The organism is Sphingomonas panacis (assembly GCF_001717955.1).
GTDB lineage: Bacteria > Pseudomonadota > Alphaproteobacteria > Sphingomonadales > Sphingomonadaceae > Sphingomonas > Sphingomonas panacis.
The window spans coordinates 4,952,833-4,967,824 of sequence record NZ_CP014168.1; the positions used below are offsets into that span (position 1 = coordinate 4,952,833).

11 protein-coding genes are annotated in these 14,992 nt (G+C 65.8%); 4 read left to right on the forward strand and 7 right to left on the reverse strand.

The genetic code is table 11. From position 1 onward, the window contains the following. Window positions 1-4: 4 nt before the first annotated feature. The 4 genes from J0A91_RS23035 to J0A91_RS23050 form a co-directional block, all read right to left on the reverse strand. Window positions 5-910 (reverse strand): tyrosine-type recombinase/integrase, encoded by a 906-nt coding sequence (locus J0A91_RS23035; RefSeq protein WP_069204866.1) that lies wholly within the window; start codon window positions 908-910, stop codon window positions 5-7. 379 nt (window positions 911-1,289) lie between these two features. Then, entirely contained in the window at window positions 1,290-2,588 is a 1,299-nt protein-coding gene (locus J0A91_RS23040) for a peptide MFS transporter (protein WP_069207599.1), read from the reverse strand. A 14-nt stretch (window positions 2,589-2,602) separates the two neighbouring features. Then, on the reverse strand, window positions 2,603-4,606 hold the full coding sequence (locus J0A91_RS23045; protein WP_069206848.1) for a serine hydrolase domain-containing protein: 2,004 nt from the start codon (window positions 4,604-4,606) through the stop codon (window positions 2,603-2,605). Next, window positions 4,606-6,780, reverse strand: coding sequence for a TonB-dependent receptor (locus tag J0A91_RS23050; protein ID WP_240502134.1), 2,175 nt, complete (start codon window positions 6,778-6,780; stop codon window positions 4,606-4,608). Before J0A91_RS23050 ends, J0A91_RS23045 begins: the two co-directional genes overlap by 1 nt. 286 nt (window positions 6,781-7,066) lie before the next feature. Between J0A91_RS23050 and J0A91_RS23055 the strand changes: the two genes are divergently transcribed. Continuing rightward, the gene (locus J0A91_RS23055; RefSeq protein WP_069207600.1) at window positions 7,067-7,723 is read left to right on the forward strand and encodes a helix-turn-helix domain-containing protein; all 657 of its coding nucleotides are present in this window, start codon (window positions 7,067-7,069) and stop codon (window positions 7,721-7,723) included. Window positions 7,724-7,774: 51 nt separating this feature from the next. After that, the gene (locus tag J0A91_RS23060; protein WP_069206849.1) at window positions 7,775-8,785 is read left to right on the forward strand and encodes a dipeptide epimerase; all 1,011 of its coding nucleotides are present in this window, start codon (window positions 7,775-7,777) and stop codon (window positions 8,783-8,785) included. 23 nt (window positions 8,786-8,808) lie between these two features. Here J0A91_RS23060 and J0A91_RS23065 read toward each other — a convergent pair whose 3' ends face one another. Both J0A91_RS23065 and J0A91_RS23070 read right to left on the reverse strand, forming a co-directional pair. Beyond that, window positions 8,809-10,056: an arsenic transporter gene (locus J0A91_RS23065; RefSeq protein WP_069206850.1), complete on the reverse strand. Its 1,248-nt coding sequence runs from the start codon at window positions 10,054-10,056 to the stop codon at window positions 8,809-8,811. A 31-nt stretch (window positions 10,057-10,087) separates the two neighbouring features. Next, entirely contained in the window at window positions 10,088-11,371 is a 1,284-nt protein-coding gene (locus J0A91_RS23070) for an MFS transporter (protein ID WP_069206851.1), read from the reverse strand. Window positions 11,372-11,587: 216 nt separating this feature from the next. Here J0A91_RS23070 and J0A91_RS23075 point away from each other — a divergent pair, with 216 nt between their 5' ends. Further along, window positions 11,588-12,520, forward strand: a complete 933-nt coding sequence (locus J0A91_RS23075; protein ID WP_069207601.1) for a VOC family protein — start codon at window positions 11,588-11,590, stop codon at window positions 12,518-12,520. Beyond that, a complete protein-coding gene (locus tag J0A91_RS23080) occupies window positions 12,517-13,350 on the forward strand; it encodes a hypothetical protein (RefSeq protein ID WP_206364956.1) in 834 nt (277 codons plus the stop codon). The genes J0A91_RS23075 and J0A91_RS23080 overlap by 4 nt, the downstream gene beginning before the upstream one ends. A gap of 25 nt (window positions 13,351-13,375) precedes the next feature. Here the strand turns inward: J0A91_RS23080 and J0A91_RS23085 are convergent, their stop codons facing one another. Beyond that, window positions 13,376-14,908 carry a carboxylesterase/lipase family protein gene (locus J0A91_RS23085; protein WP_069206852.1) on the reverse strand — a complete coding sequence of 511 codons (1,533 nt, stop codon included), beginning with the start codon at window positions 14,906-14,908 and terminating at the stop codon, window positions 13,376-13,378. Window positions 14,909-14,992 lie beyond the last annotated feature (84 nt).

Below are 14,992 nucleotides of genomic sequence, written 5' to 3' on the forward strand. Positions count from 1 at the left end.
CGGTTCAACCGGGAGGGGCCCTGCCTTCCATCACGGCCACGATCTGGTCGAGCGGGCTGGCCACCGCCCGCATCGTCTTGCTCGAGACCTGGGTGTAGATGCCGGTCGTGTTGATGTTCACGTGTCCCAGCAGGACTTGGATGACCCGGATATCGACACCCTGCTCGAGCAGGTGAGTGGCAAACGAATGCCGCAATGTGTGCGGGCTTACCCGCTTGTGGATCTCGGCGCGCTCGGCCGCTTCCTGCACGACGCGGTGCAACTGGCGGGCCGAGATCGGATCCGTGCCATTGCGACCGGGGAACAGCCAGCCATGGGGTAACATCACACCGCGCCGCTTGCCTTCGCGCCACCATTGACGGAGCAAGTCCAGCAAATGCGGTGAGAGCATGGCGTTGCGGTCCTTGCGTCCCTTGCCCTGCTCGACGCGGATCATCATCCGGGTGCTGTCGATGTCATCGACCTTGAGATGGGCAACCTCCGAGACCCGCAGGCCCGCGCCATAGGCCACGCTGAGGGCCGCTTTGTATTTGATGCCTGGCGCAGCCTCGAGCAGCCGCGCTGTCTCCTCGACGCTCAAGACCACACGCAGCTTGGGCATGCAGCGAACAACGACGAGCCCCAGCGCCATCTCCGGGCGCTTGAGGGTTATCCCGAACAGGAACCGCAGTGCCGAAACGCCCCCATTGATCGTGGCCGGCCCCACGGCGCGCTCGTGCTGGTCGACCTGATAACGCCGCAGGTCTTCCATTGTGGCCGTATCCGGCGGACGGCCCAGGAACGCGGCGAAGCTCCGAACATGCCGGATATAGTCCTTCTGTGTGTGCGCCCCGAAGCCACGCATCGTCATGTCCTGCAACATCCGCTCACGCAGCGAATGGGGCGGAGCAGCGGTCGTGATAGCATCCATGGTAAGTTCCTCTCCGTTGAAGGAACTCCACAGTCGGCGGGCGACGCCGCCTCGCCGAAAGCCTCACAAATACTACGCTACGTCATCCCAAGCGACCCTCCCGCGGAGCGGGTTCGTGCTCTGGGTCGATAGCAGCCCGCGAATCAGAAGGTTTTTCGGTCGTTTGGCGAAGGTTCGAGTCCGACTTTTTGAGGGTGGACCTTGCATGGACCACGGCTCGTGCACCGAAAAGAACATCGTTTAAAATCAACTGGATGGCAAGTCGTTGCGAGTCCTGTAAGCGCACCATTTTTCGAAAAACAGGGAAAGATCGTCTGCGATCCTCGCGGATGTGACCAGCAGCCCCGCCCGAGACATCGCTCACACGCGATGCCCGACGTCACCCGATCCGGATCGGTCTTGCCCAGCTCAGCACCAGAAGGAAGAGTGCGGCGATCAGCACTGAGCCGGCGCCGAACCCGAAGAACAGCGTCGCCGGGACAATTCCCCAATAGCTGCCCATCGCCCCCGCAAGTAGGCTGCCCAGGAACTTGGCGATGTACCAAGATCCCATCGCCATTGCCGCGATCTGCAGCGGCGACAAAGCCCCGACCAGCGTCAGCCCGACTGGAATGACCAGCAATTCTCCGATCGTCAGCAGAACGAAATAGCCGATCACCCATGCGGCGGAGACCGGCTGCCCGGTTTCGGCGTTCAGCGCGGCGGCGATCACCATAACCACCATCGACAGCGCCGCGATCAGGCAGCCGAGGCTCATCCGCGCGAGCAGATTGGCCGGGCCGCGCCGTTTCGCGCGGTGCGCCCAATAGCGCATCAGGAAGGGCGTCAGTACGATGATGAGCAACGGATTGATCGACTGGAACCACGTCGCCGGTATGTCGAAGCGCATCCCGAACGGCGCGATAGCGCGGTCGGTCTGTTGCGCGACCCACAAAGCGATGACGTTGCCGCTTTGCTCGTAACCGATGCGGAACAGCACCACCACCCCGATGATCGCGACCAGCAGCCGCAGGTTGGCCCAGTCCTTTGCCGAAAGCGCGGCGCGCGCGCCGACCGGCGTCCGCGCGCGGCTGCGCGGCTCGTCGGGGAGCAAATGCCGGAAGCGCAGGTAGATGACGAGACCAGCAAACATGCCGAAACCGGCCGCCGCGAAGCCCCAGTGCCAGCCATAGAGTTCCCCCAGCGTGCCGCACACCAGCGGCGCGAGCAGGCCGCCGAGATTGATCCCCATATAATAAGCGCTGAACGCCTGTGCCTGCCGCGGATCGCCCTCGGCATAGAGATCGCCGACCTGAACCGCGAGCGGGGGCATGAACAGCCCGTTGCCGATTGCGACCAGCGCGAGCGCCGGGAACAGCAGCGCCTCGAACGCCATCGCGAAATGGCCCCACATCATCAGCAACGCACCCGCCACCACGCTGCGGGTCCGCCCGAGCCAGCGATCGGCGACGATCCCGCCGAAGAACGGGCTGAAGAACGCCGCCGCGCCGTAGGCGCCGTAGATCAGCGACGATGTGGCCTGACCGAAGCCGAGATGCTGTGTCATGTAATAGACCAGCAGCGCCTGCAGGCCGAAATACGAGAATTCGGCCCACATCTGCGTCATGAACAACACGGTCAGCCCGGGGGGGTGCCCGAACAAGGTCCGCCCGCTGGGAGGTGCTCCTGCCGCTACCATGCTGGCGGTATCGTTCAAAAGTTCAGGCTCGGCGTCAGCGTCCGCATGTCGAATATCAGCCACACCAGGAACAACATCGCGACTGCGACCACGACGGCCCACAGCAGCGTGGCCCAGTGCTTTTGCGGCGCTCGCGCGAGTGTCCAGGCGTTCCAGACGGCGAGTGCCGTCCCGACGATTGCCGCCAGTGACAGCAGTTGCACCAGCCGCATCCAGATATCGAGCCTCCCGTCGAAATACGCGACATCACTGCTCAGCGCGCTGAGCATGGCCATCCAGCCGACCGCGATAGCCAGCATGATCCAGGCAGTAAGCGCGGTCGCGCGGCGAAGCCGCAGCGGTCGCCCCGATACGGTCGAGCGATAACCGTAACGGCGGCGGGTGAGTGCGACGATCGGCCAGCTCAGTGCGACCGCCAGCATCACCGCCAGCGCGACGAGCAGGACCGGAATGATCCACGCCGCGTTCATGCCCGTGCTCGCCGGCACGAACAGGAAGATCGGGGCGAAGCCCTGCGGCGCGAGGGCGACGACACGACCGTCCTGCACCTTGGCGCCGAGCCGATCCGAACCGCCGACTTCCTGCCATTGCCACGGCGCCACTTCGCGCCAGCGCTTCGGCACCCCGGCGGGGTCGGTCAGCGAGGAAACGGTGATCGTGTTATCGGGGTTGAGCGCCACGGTCGGCTGGCCGATCAGGTTGGCGATGCGCAGCCAGTTGGTCGTCGAACCGCGGCTGCTGACATAATTGCCGACCATCGCGCGGCCATGTTCGGCAGCGGTGGCGAGCGTCGGCTGCGCGACCGGCTTCGCGGGGAAGTACCGATCGGTAAAACTGTCGAACACGCGCTGGCGCAACACATGCGCCGCGCCGTCTTTGCCCGCGCTGTTGAACGACATGTACAGCCCGACACCCTTGTCGAGATAGAGATGCAGGTCGGAATGAAACCAGTCGGTATCGCCACCGTGGCCGATGATGTTCAGACCGTTCCGGTCCTCATGATAGAAACCAAGCGCCATCGCCGGCATGCCGGGGATCGGCGTGTTGGCGGCGGCGTACATCAGTCTGGCGGTCTTCGCGTCGAGCAACGGGTTGCTCGCCGAGAGATGTGCGATCATGAACTTCGCCATGTCGGCGCCGGTCGCGGACAACGCGCCAGCCGGCGATAGCGGGATGATCTCATAAGGCTTGGGATCATCCGAGGCGATGACATAGCCCTTCGACAGCAATGGTGCGAGATTGGCCGGCAAGGGTTGAACGAAGCTCGACCGGGTCATGCCGAGTGGCGCGAAGATGTGATGCTGGACATAGGCCTCGAACGCCTCGCCAGACACGCGCTGGACGATATATCCCGCAAGCGACGCACCGTAGTTCGAATAGGCCGGCATGCTGCCGGGCGCGTAGATGCGCGCGGGGATCGAGCGCTTGAGCGCCACATCGAGCGGGCGGTTATCGCGCGGGTCGATGGCGATCAGATATTTCGCGGTTTCCTCGAACCCGCCGGTATGGGTCATCAGGTTGCGCAAGGTGACCGGCTTGCCATAGGCCGGCGGAATCTTGAAATCGAGATAGGTGTTGATGTCGCGGTCGAGATCGAGCTTGCCCGCCTGAACCTGCTGCATCACTGCCGTCCAGGTGAACAGCTTCGAGATCGAACCCGGCCGGAACAGGGTGGTGTCGGGATCGACCGGCTTGCCCGCCTTGCGGTCTGCATAACCATAGCCGCGCTCGGTCACGACCTGCCCGTCCTTCACCACTACGACGACCGCGCCGGCGATGTTGCCGGTGTCGAGACCGTAGGGGAACAGCCCGTCGAGCCAAGCGTCGACATCGGTTTTGGTCAGCGTCGGCACGCCTGTCGCGGCAGGCACGATCGGGACGCTTTGCGCTGCCGCCACCGGCTTGGCCGGGACGAGCGTCGCCGGCACCTGGGCGGCGATCGGCGCGCCGATCAACAGCACGGAAGGCAGCACCAGCCGGAGCAGGCGCGTCGCGGCTTTGGTCAATTGCTTGCGCATCAGAATTCAAATCCTGCTGTAAGGCCGATCGTTCGCGGGCGGATGAGCGCGACATCGCTCAAACCGGCGTAGCGAGTCCCGTAGGAGCCGGCGTAGGTCTGCCCGCCGGCATTGGCGAGGTTTCGGGCGTAGACGCTGAGCGTGAACGGCTTCATCTCAAGCCCGGCGCGCAGATCGATGGTCTCATAGCCATCGAGGATCAGCCGGTGCCCGAACGTTGTCTGATAGCCGGTGTCGAAATCGCCGGGGCGATCGCTGACCATCGCGATCGTTCCGCCGACGAATGCTTTCACCTGGCCGCTCAGCGCCCAGTCGTAATCGGCGGAAAGCGTAGCGGTCCAGCGCGGCGCATACGGTAATTGATCGCCGTCCGCGCCGCCGACGAGGATGTCTCCTTTCAACGCCGTAAAATTGTACGCGGCCGAACCGACGACGAGGAGCCCACGTGTCGGCCGCAGCGTCGCGGTCGCTTCGCCGCCATAGCTCTTAGCCCCCTCGCCGTTGCCGTCGGCGCTGACCGGACCGATCGATGTCTGGAAGGTCGTGGTGACCTGCGTGTCCTTCCAGTCGAGGTAATAGATCGACGCGTCGATGCCGAAGGTGCGATCGGGCGTTTCGGCGCGAATGCCGGCCTCGTAGCTGATGAGCGTATCCGCGCGGAATCGCGCCGGGTAATCGGCTGGCGCGCCCGGCGGCACCACGTTCGGTCCGCCCGGGCGATACCCTTTGGCGACGCGGGCGTAGACAGCGACACGCCGGTTGAACTCGTAGCGCGGTGAAAACGACCAGGTCCATACGCCTTCCGACGAATGCCCTACCGAGGTCGCATCGGCGCCCTGCAAGACCGCGAACCCGCCGCCCAGCGTCTGGGTGGTGTCCTGCTCGTTGTGGCTGTAGCGGACGCCGCCGGTAATATCGAAGGCGTGGGTCAGGTGCAGGGTAGCGCTGCCGAACCCGGCATATTCCTTGTAGGTGGAATCGAGCTGCGCAATGAGGAACTGGTTGAACGGCACCGGCGCTGCCGGCACGCCCGGCCCGAGCAGATCGGGCGGGATCGTGCCCGCTTGCGGCAGGAGCGCGCCGATCGCCGGATCGAAGGGACGATAGAGCTGGTGAATCCGGCCCGGCTCGCGCGTGTAATAGCCGCCGATCAGCCACTCGAACCGCGACGATTTGGCCGACGTGAGCCGGATCTCCTGCGAAACCTTCTTTTGCCTGATGTCGGAGGGCTGGTTGGTACCAAACGGCGTCGTCGCGCCGTAGAACGGGGCGATGTCACCCAGCAACGGAGTCGCGTCGATGTCTTCGTGCTGGCGCAGCGTCGCATAACTGGTGATCGAGGTCAGACTCACCGGCCCGAAATCGTAGGCGATCGTCCCCGAATAGAGCCGGTAGTCGACCCGGTTCCCCTCAGGCAATGTCTGGTAGCGCAGCAGGCCCTTGCCCGGTTCGCCGGTGAAGGGATCGGCGGTGATCGGCTTCAGTGTCGCCGGATCGACATCGACGGTATCACGTCCGTGTGCGCGGATGTTCTGCGCAAGCGCGCTCAGCCGGACCGAAAACCGGTCGCTCGGCCTGAACAGCAACGACGCGCGACCTCCATAGTTCGCGGTGTGGTTGATGTCCGAGGCGCGAACGCCGACGCTGTCGATATAGCCGGGAATCTCGCGATAAAATCCGCTGGCGCGCACGGCGAGCGTATCGCTCAGCGGCACGTTGACGACGCCATTGCCCGACCAGCCGACGCCGCCGCCGTCGACACTCTCGACGCCCCCCTGCCCGCGCACCGATAGCTTGTCGAATTTGGGTTCCGCCGTGACGTATTTCAGAAGACCGCCCAGCGAGTTCGCGCCGTACAGCGTGCCTTGCGGCCCGCGCAGCACCTCGATCCGCTCGATGTCGAAGGGATCGATATCGCCGGCGAGGTGCGCGGCGTTGGTCTGCCCCGTGCTCGATCCGAACGGCGTGTCGTCGATATAGACCGCCACGGTCGGGCTCGATCCGCCGGTGTTGATGCCGCGCAGAATGATGCGGCTTTCGCCCGCGTTCTGCTGCTGGATGCTCAGCCCCGGCACGAGCGATGCGTAATCGATCAGGCTCGTCGCGTGGCGCTGTTCGAGCACCTGCCCCGATACCACCGAAATCGACTGCGGGATCTCGATCAGCGTTTGCACCCGTTTTTTGCGCGGTGACGACGATATCATCGATGTTGTCGGCATCGACGGCTGTCTCATCGACGCTGAAGGGTGCGCTTGCCTGCTGCGCGTGCGCCGCCGGCACCGCTATCAACACCGCCGAGGCCAGCCAGCACGCTTTCGATCGAACTCCGACCGCCATCACCATACTCCCCTGGATTCCACCGCATCATGCCTTATGTTTCGTTTAAAGCAACAAGTTTCTCCTGCACGCACGACGGTTCCCCCTCCCGGGACTTTGCGCTAGGGTATGGGCGGAGAAACGATGACGAAACCTGCCCCCATTCCGCATCCCGGCCGTGTGCTGCGCGCCGCGCGTCTTGAACAAGGATTGACGCTGAGGGCGCTCGCGGCGCGTCTCGACATGCCGTTTTCGACTCTGTCGAAGCTCGAAAACGGCAAGATGGCAATGACCTACGACAAGCTCGTCCGGCTCGCGCAGGGGTTGGAAGTCGATATCGCCAGCCTGATCGCCACTGCCGTTCCCGAGGAGAAACCGCCTGCCGCGCTCGGCCGCCGCAGCGTTTCGCGCGCCGGGGACCGCCAGGGCGCCACCACCGATCGCTATGCCCATCTCTACCCGGCGGGCGATTTGCTCGACAAGATGATGGTGCCGATCATCATCGACGTGAAGGCGCGCAGCGTCGAGGAGATCGGCGGCCTCGTTCGGCACTCGGGCGAGGAATATCTCTACGTCCTCTCGGGCACGATGGAATTGCACTCGGACCTTTACGCTCCGCTCAGGCTGAACGCGGGCGATTCGGTCTATTTCGATAGCGGAATGGCGCATTGCTACGTGCGCGTCGGCGATTCGCCATGCCAAGTGCTGTCGGTCTGTGCTGGACCGGGCATGCAGCGCTTCGCCTCGCTCGCACGGCAAAGCGCATCTTCCGACACGGCGGAGAATCCCGCCGACCATTGAAACGCTGTTTCTTATATTGAAACACAGCTCCTTCCGTGGGATGTAGCGCGCATGACCAGCGCCCCCACCCCCGCCCTCGCCCTTACCCATCGCCGCGACGCCATGATGTTTCGCGAGCCATTCCGGATCTCTGGCTACCTGTTCGAATCGATGCCGGCGGTGATCGCGACGGTTTCGGACGGCACATTTACCGGGCGCGGCGAAGCGGCGGGCGTCTATTATCTGGGCGACGATCCCGATCATATCGAACGCGAGCTCGAACGGTGCCGGGCGGCGGTGGAAGCCGGGGTCGATCGCGAGGCGCTACGCACGCTACTGCCGCCGGGCGGCGCCCGTAACGCACTCGACTGTGCGCTGTGGGAGCTCGAGTCGCTTCGCGCCGGCGTTCCCGTGTGGCAGCTTGCCGGCATCGAGACGCCGCAACCCCGTATCACCACCTTCACACTGCCGGCGGACGATCCCGCCGAAATCCTGCGCCGCCTGTCCGGCTTTCCGACCTTGACGGCACTCAAACTCAAGCTCGATGGCGATCTCGCTGCGGATTCCGAGCGCGTTCGCTCGGTGCGCAAGGCGCGGCCGGACGTCTGGCTGGGCGTGGACGCCAACCAGGGCTATGGTGCGGGTGATCTCGATGCGCTCGCGGCGATGCTCGTCGCGGAAACCGTATCTCTGCTCGAACAGCCCGTGCCGCGCGGCGCCGAAGCGCTGCTCGACGGCTGGCGCTCACCCGTTCCCGTCGCAGCTGACGAGAGCATTCTCGATTTGACCGAACTTGAGGCGCGCCACCATCTCTTTCAGGTACTCAACATCAAGCTCGATAAATGCGGCGGGCTGACCGAGGCGCTGATGATGGTGACGCGCGCGCGGCAGCTCGGCCTCAAGGTGATGGTCGGCAACATGGCCGGAGCGACGCTCTCGGCCGCACCCGCCTTCATCCTCGCCCAGCTTTGCGACATCGTTGATCTCGATGGCCCCTGGTTCGTCGCCGACGATCCGCTCGCGGAGAGCCTGTATGACGATGGCAAGATCATGGTGCCGGCGCGCCTCTGGGGCGCCGGCTGATCGGGCAGGCGCATCCCGGTCCCTCAGCCGAGCGCCAGCCGCGCGCCAAGCGCCGCGACCAGCGCCAGCGGCATCGCCACCGCGCCGATCTTGAGGAAGGCGAGGAACCCGACGTCCTCACCCTCGCGCCGGATCGCCTGAAGCCACAGGATCGTCGCGAGCGACCCCGTTACCGAAAGATTGGGACCGAGATCGACGCCGATCAGCAGAGCATCGGTGACGAGGCGCGGGGGATGCGCTTGCGCCACCGCCGTGCTGGCGATCAGCCCGGCCGGCAGGTTGTTCATCAGGTTCGAGACGAACGCCAGGATCGTGCCCGATGCCGCCGCCACCCCGCGCGGCTCACCCGCTGCATTGCGCAGCGCATTCGCGACCAGCCCAATCACGCCGGTGCGATCGAGCGCCTCGACCAGCACGAACAGCCCGGCGACCAACGGCAGCACGCCCCACGACACGCCGCGCGCGAGGATCATCGGCGATCGGCGGGCGAGCGCCGACACGCCCGCCGCCGTGGCGAGGCCCGCAAGCGCGGTGGGCAAGCCGAGTTGCCGATCCAGCGCGGAGATCGTCACGAGCAGCGCCGCCGTCAGCAGAATGCCGACTGCCGCCACTTTCCCGCCGGTCGACAGCGCCGGTCGCGCCACGTCGCTCTCGCAGTCGCCCGCAAGCCGTTTGCGCTCGATCAGACGCAGCACCACGAACGTCACCGCGATCGACGCGAGCGACGGCAGCGCGAACGATCGCAGCCATTGCCCGAGCGGCGGCATGTGCCCGCCGTAGAGGACGAGATTGGCGGGGTTGGATATCGGCAATACGAAGCTCGCGGCGTTCGCGATCAGCGCGCAGGCGAACAACAGCGGCAGCGGGTCCGCCTTCGCTTTTCGGGCGGCGGCGAATACGGCGGGGGTCAGCACCACCGCCGTCGCATCGTTCGACATGAACGTCGTAACGACAATGCCGGTCGCATAGACCAAAGCGAACAGCCGCGCGCGCGAGCGCCGGGCATGGTTGACCGCCGTCGCCGCCACCCAGTCAAACACGCCATGTTCGCGCGCGGCCTCGCTGAGCAGCATCATGCCGATCAGGAACAGATAGACATCAAGGCCCTTGGCGATGGCGCCACCGGCGGCGGCGAGCGGCATCAGCCCGAGCAGGATCAGCAGCAGCGCCCCCGCCACCGCCCAGATCCACTCGGGCCAGCGCATCGGGCGGGCGATCACCCCGGCGGTGGAAAACCCGGCGATCGCCCAGGTGGCGTATGTTCCCAGCATCAGCAGCAGTGACCGTTCGTGTCGCGAACGCTCATCGCGCGTGCTCCGCGCGCGTGCCGGAGCAGGCGGGGCGCAACGTGCCCGCGAAGCCGAGCCACAAAGCCAGACTTGCGAACGCGAAGCTGCCGAGAACGAAGAACGCGACGTGATAGCCGAGAAGCTGCGCCAACCAGCCGCCGATCGCAGGCGACAGGCTCGCGCCCACACCCTGCACGGTCATCACCGCGCCCTGCCCGACGTTCACGCGGCCCGTGCCGTCGAGCAGACAGGCAACGAGGCCGGGCACGGCGACGCTTTGCAGCCCTGCCCCGATCCCGTCGAGCGCCTGCACCGGCCACACGCCCCAATGTTCGATGAACGATCCGGCCAGGAACCCGCGCAGCGGCAGCGCCGCGAACGAGATCAGCAGCACCAGCCAATAGCCGCGCCCGGCGGCGACCTTCATCGCGACGAGGCTTGCGACGATCATCACCGCCTGCGCGACCACCACCGTCGTTGCGGTGAACATCGCCGCGTTGCCCTTGCCCGCACCGACGACTGCCATGCCGTAGAGCGGTAGCATCGCGCCGTTGCCAAGATGGAAGCAGGCCAGCGCGGCGGCGAGGATCAGCATCGGCTTGTTCCTGAGAAGCGTCTTGAAGCCCTCGGCGTGGCCACCATCCGCATCGTCAGCATCCTGTTCCTTCTCCAATCCACGCGCGGCGCGGTGGTCGATCGCCCGCTCCGGGATCGACACGACGGTGATGATCGCGAGCACGCCGAAAGCCGCGGCGAGGTAGAAGATCGCCGGCATCCCATACTTCCAGCCGAGCCAGCCGGACAACCCCGCGCCGACCATGTTGCCGGCGTGGTTCCAGGCCTGGTTGCGGCCGTTCTGCGCGTTGAAACCCTTCTGCCGGACCACACCCAGCGTCATGCCGGTGACGGCGGGGCCTATCGCCGCCCCGGCGATCGCCGTCGCCACCTGGCTCACCGTCACCACCGCCCAGGAATGCGACCACAGGATCAGGAACGACGCCAGCACCGTGCAAATGCCCGTGATGACGACGACCCAGCGCTTCTTCTCGGTATGATCGATGAACGCGCCCGCCGGGACGGTCATCACCATGCCGGCCACGCCGCCGATCGTCATCACCGTGCCGATCGGCCCGGTCGCCCAGCCGCGCTGCTGGAGGAACACGCCGAGGAACGGGCCGATCCCGGCCTGCATGTCCGCCATGAAGAAATTGAGTGCCTGAAGCGCTCCGGTGGCGCGCTTTCGATCCGCATCGGGCGTGCCGGCGAGAGCGATTCGGGGAAAATCTGTCGCCGTCATGATCTTCTATCCCTGCTGGTCAGCGCCCAACTCCGTTCATCGGGGAAGTATCCAGCAGAAACTTTATCTGGATCAGTTTTTGGCGAGCCTGGAAGGGCCATTTGTGCGCCCCATCACCAAGGGCGGACCGCTTTCCGAAGCGCCTATTCACGAGACAGCAGCGCCAGAACGCGGTACGGGAACGCTAACTAAAGCAGACATCAGGAGATGGCGAAAATGGCGGCAAAGATCGGCTGGTGCGTCGAGTTGGTAGCGCTCGCATTGCCAGCGTCTGTCATGGCACAGCCCCCGGCGCGTCCGCCGCTCGCCAGCGTGTCGCATATCGCCGTCTATACTAGCGATCCCGCGAAGAGCGAGCGTTTCTACGTCCATGATCTCGGCGCGGTGAAGTTCGCCGATCCGGAAGATCCGGCGGGCGCGCGCTATCATTTCGCGCCGACCCAGTTCGTGGAGGTGCTTCCGCTGCCGCCGGGCTATCGCTCGATCAGCCGGCTCGCGCACATCGCGTTCAACACGCCCGATGCGGAGGGCATGCGCACCTATCTGGCGGTAAAGGGCGTCAAGGTTCCCGCGCGGGTTACCGGTGCGCCGGACGGCAGCCGCTGGTTCACCGTGGTCGATCCCGAGGGGACGCCGGTCCAGTTCGTGCAGCCGCCGGTCACGCCGCCAACCGTGCCGGCCAACCCGCTGTCGAGCCATGTCATGCATGCCGGCTTCGTCATCCACAATCGCGGCGCCGAGGACCGATTCTACAAGGATATCCTCGGCTTCAAACCCTATTGGGAAGGCGGGATGCGCGACGATCATCCGACCTGGATCTCGCTCCAGCTTCCCGATGGTCGCGACTGGATCGAATATATGGTGATCGGCACCCCCGACACCACCGGCATCCCCGCCGACATGAGCGCGGCGAACCTCGGGGTGCTCAACCACTTTGCGCTCGGCGTACCCGACATCCGCGTGGCCTATACCTTGCTGTGGAACGGCGAACGCCTGGAAGGCCAGCAACAGGCGCCCAAGATCGGCCGCGATGCCAAATGGCAGCTCAACCTGCTCGATCCCGACGGGACACGGGCTGAAATCATGGAATTGCACGCCATTGGCAAACCGTGTTGCTCGCCCTTCGTCGCCGCGGACCCGGAGAAGTGAGCATCGCGACCCGCGTCGGGCTGATCGCCCTCGCCGCCCTCACCGCTCCGGTTTCCGCGCAGGAGCACGCCGATGTGCCGGGGAGTTCGCTTCAGAACAGCCCGCCGGGCGCGCCGATCGCGCCCGAATGGGCCTATCCGCAATCGACCACGCACACTCAGGTCGGGCCACCACCCGGATTCCACCGCGAAAGCCGGGTCGAGACCATTCCGATCGGCGTGTTCGAGGCGCAAGCCGATGTGGGCGCAGCGGTCGCGCCGGGCGCCGCGAGCTTCGCGAACGGCACTTATACGATCCGCTCGGCCGGCTACAACGTGTGGTACACGCGCGACGAGTTCCGATTCCTCTTCAGGAAAATGTCGGGCGATGTCTCGATGGCCGCCGACATCGCCTATCCGTCCGGCGGGTTCGGTGATCACAAGGCGCTGCTGGTGATCCGGCAATCGCTGGCGGACGATGCCAAGGAAGCGTTCGTCGCGCTGCATGGCGACGGCATGATCCACCTCGCCCAGCGCCCCGAGCCGGGCAAGCGGATCAGCGACATGGAATATCGCATCGGCAGCCGCGGCGGATTGCCCGGTGGCAAGTCCCCCGACAGCTTGGTGACGCTGCACGCCAAGCGCATCGGCATCGAGAAGAAGGGCGACCAGTTCACGCTTTGGGTGAGCGAGCAAGGCGAGCCGATGCACCAATATGGCGCACCGATCACACTGCACGTGACCGCGCCGTTTTACGTCGGGATCGGCTTCGCCTCGCACCTACCGGGCGTCGCCGAGACCGCGACGCTGTCCAATCTGGTGCTGGAAAACCGCGCCGGGCGTGTGCGCTGACGCGCATACGCCCGATCGTCGGCTGTCACTTGCGCGGGGTATCTTCGTTGTGGAGCACATGATCGAGCGCGCGTAGCGTCGCAGCGCGCAATGGCGGCGCATTTGTCACGCCGGCCGCGCGCAACCACAGCGCGCTACGTCCGCTCGCATAAGGCTCCCATCGCGCCAGTCCAGCGCCGTTCGGGTTGCCCGTCCGCGCGAAGGTGATCCAGTAACGCTGCATCGTTTCGGCCAATGCCACGTCCGCTGCCGGCCAGCGCCGGGCGGGATCGTGATTGCCCCAGACATAATCGAGTTCGTCGGAATGCACCGCGCCGACGCCGCGCGATCCGTCCCGGCGGGGTGGGGGATTGTCGAACTGGTACACGAACAGCGGCGCCGACCCCTTGGTCGCGCGCGCTTCGGCGATGCTCCAGCCGCGCCAGCCGAAATCGGTGTCGCTGATCAGATCCAGTGCCGCGCGCGTCACGGTCGCGTCGCTGCTCGCCGGGTACAGGCGCAACAGGTCCGGCGCGATGATCGGAAACGTTTGCCGGATATCTGCGGCATAGCTGGCGAGCGTGGCATGATCGAGGAAGCGCGCCGCTTCGTTGCTGTTCCAGCCGAGCAGGACCGGCACGCCGGCGTCGCGCCGAGCCCGATAGGCGGCGGTGATGTCCGTTGGCACGATCTTGCCGTCGCGGATCGGCGCGGTGATGATGCGCGGCGCGGCCGCTCCGACCACCGCCGCCGCCGGCAAAGCGCGAAGCTGCGCGATCGTGTCCGCGTTAAGCCGCTGCGCATAGGCCACGCCCGCATTCTCGGCCTGCTTCAAGCCAGCCCCATCCCCCGAGCCAGGGAGGCCGAGCGCCACACCGCTTTCGAAGATCGCCTTCTGGAACAGGCCGCGCGCCAGCGGCGAGACCGTCACCAGCATCGCCGAGCCGCCCCCGGCCGACTGGCCCGACACCGTTACATTGGCCGGATCGCCACCGAACTTCGCGATGTTCGCGCGCACCCAGCGCAGCGCCGCGATCTGATCGAGCAGGCCGTAATTGCCCGATGTGCCGAGCGGCGACTCCTTGCTCAGAGCCGGATGCGCGAGATAGCCGAGCACGCCGAGCCGATAGTTGATGGTGACGATCACCGCACCGTGCCGCGCCAGCGTGGTGCCCTCATAGGTCCGCTGTGATCCGGCCCCGGCGGTATAGGCGCCGCCGTGAAACCACACCAGCACCGGCAGGCGGGCGCCGCGCGTCACGCGCGGAGTCCACACGTTCAACGTCAGGCAGTCCTCGCTCGTGCGGTCGAGATCGTGCCCGGCCCATGTCACCCGCGCCTGCGGGCACACGGGGCCGAACGCGGTCGCCGGCAGCACCCCCTTCCACCCTTGCGGCGGTCGCGGAGCGCGCCAGCGCAGGTCGTTGACCGGCGGCGCTGCATAGGGGATCGCCTTGAACACGGACACGCCCCGCACCGTGGCGCCCTCCAGCCTGCCTTGCGCGACATTCACGATCGGCGCGGCCCATGCCGAGGTGCCGACGAGGCCGATCAGCAAGGTAGGAAAGCGCGGCTTCATCGATCGATCTCTCCATGCGGCGGTCTGCGGCACCCGCCCGCCTGTCCTATGCAGCGAGTTTGCCTCAGCGACGACGTCGACGCC

What these genes read in the sequence shown, in the direction of transcription:
- J0A91_RS23035 (WP_069204866.1), bottom strand. Translation starts at nt 910, where the DNA reads ATGGATGCTATCACGACCGCTGCTCCGCCCCATTCGCTGCGTGAGCGG.
- J0A91_RS23040 (WP_069207599.1), bottom strand. Translation starts at nt 2,588, where the DNA reads ATGGTAGCGGCAGGAGCACCTCCCAGCGGGCGGACCTTGTTCGGGCAC.
- J0A91_RS23045 (WP_069206848.1), bottom strand. Translation starts at nt 4,606, where the DNA reads ATGCGCAAGCAATTGACCAAAGCCGCGACGCGCCTGCTCCGGCTGGTG.
- J0A91_RS23055 (WP_069207600.1), top strand. Translation starts at nt 7,067, where the DNA reads ATGACGAAACCTGCCCCCATTCCGCATCCCGGCCGTGTGCTGCGCGCC.
- J0A91_RS23060 (WP_069206849.1), top strand. Translation starts at nt 7,775, where the DNA reads ATGACCAGCGCCCCCACCCCCGCCCTCGCCCTTACCCATCGCCGCGAC.
- J0A91_RS23065 (WP_069206850.1), bottom strand. Translation starts at nt 10,056, where the DNA reads ATGCTGGGAACATACGCCACCTGGGCGATCGCCGGGTTTTCCACCGCC.
- J0A91_RS23070 (WP_069206851.1), bottom strand. Translation starts at nt 11,371, where the DNA reads ATGACGGCGACAGATTTTCCCCGAATCGCTCTCGCCGGCACGCCCGAT.
- J0A91_RS23075 (WP_069207601.1), top strand. Translation starts at nt 11,588, where the DNA reads ATGGCGGCAAAGATCGGCTGGTGCGTCGAGTTGGTAGCGCTCGCATTG.
- J0A91_RS23085 (WP_069206852.1), bottom strand. Translation starts at nt 14,908, where the DNA reads ATGAAGCCGCGCTTTCCTACCTTGCTGATCGGCCTCGTCGGCACCTCG.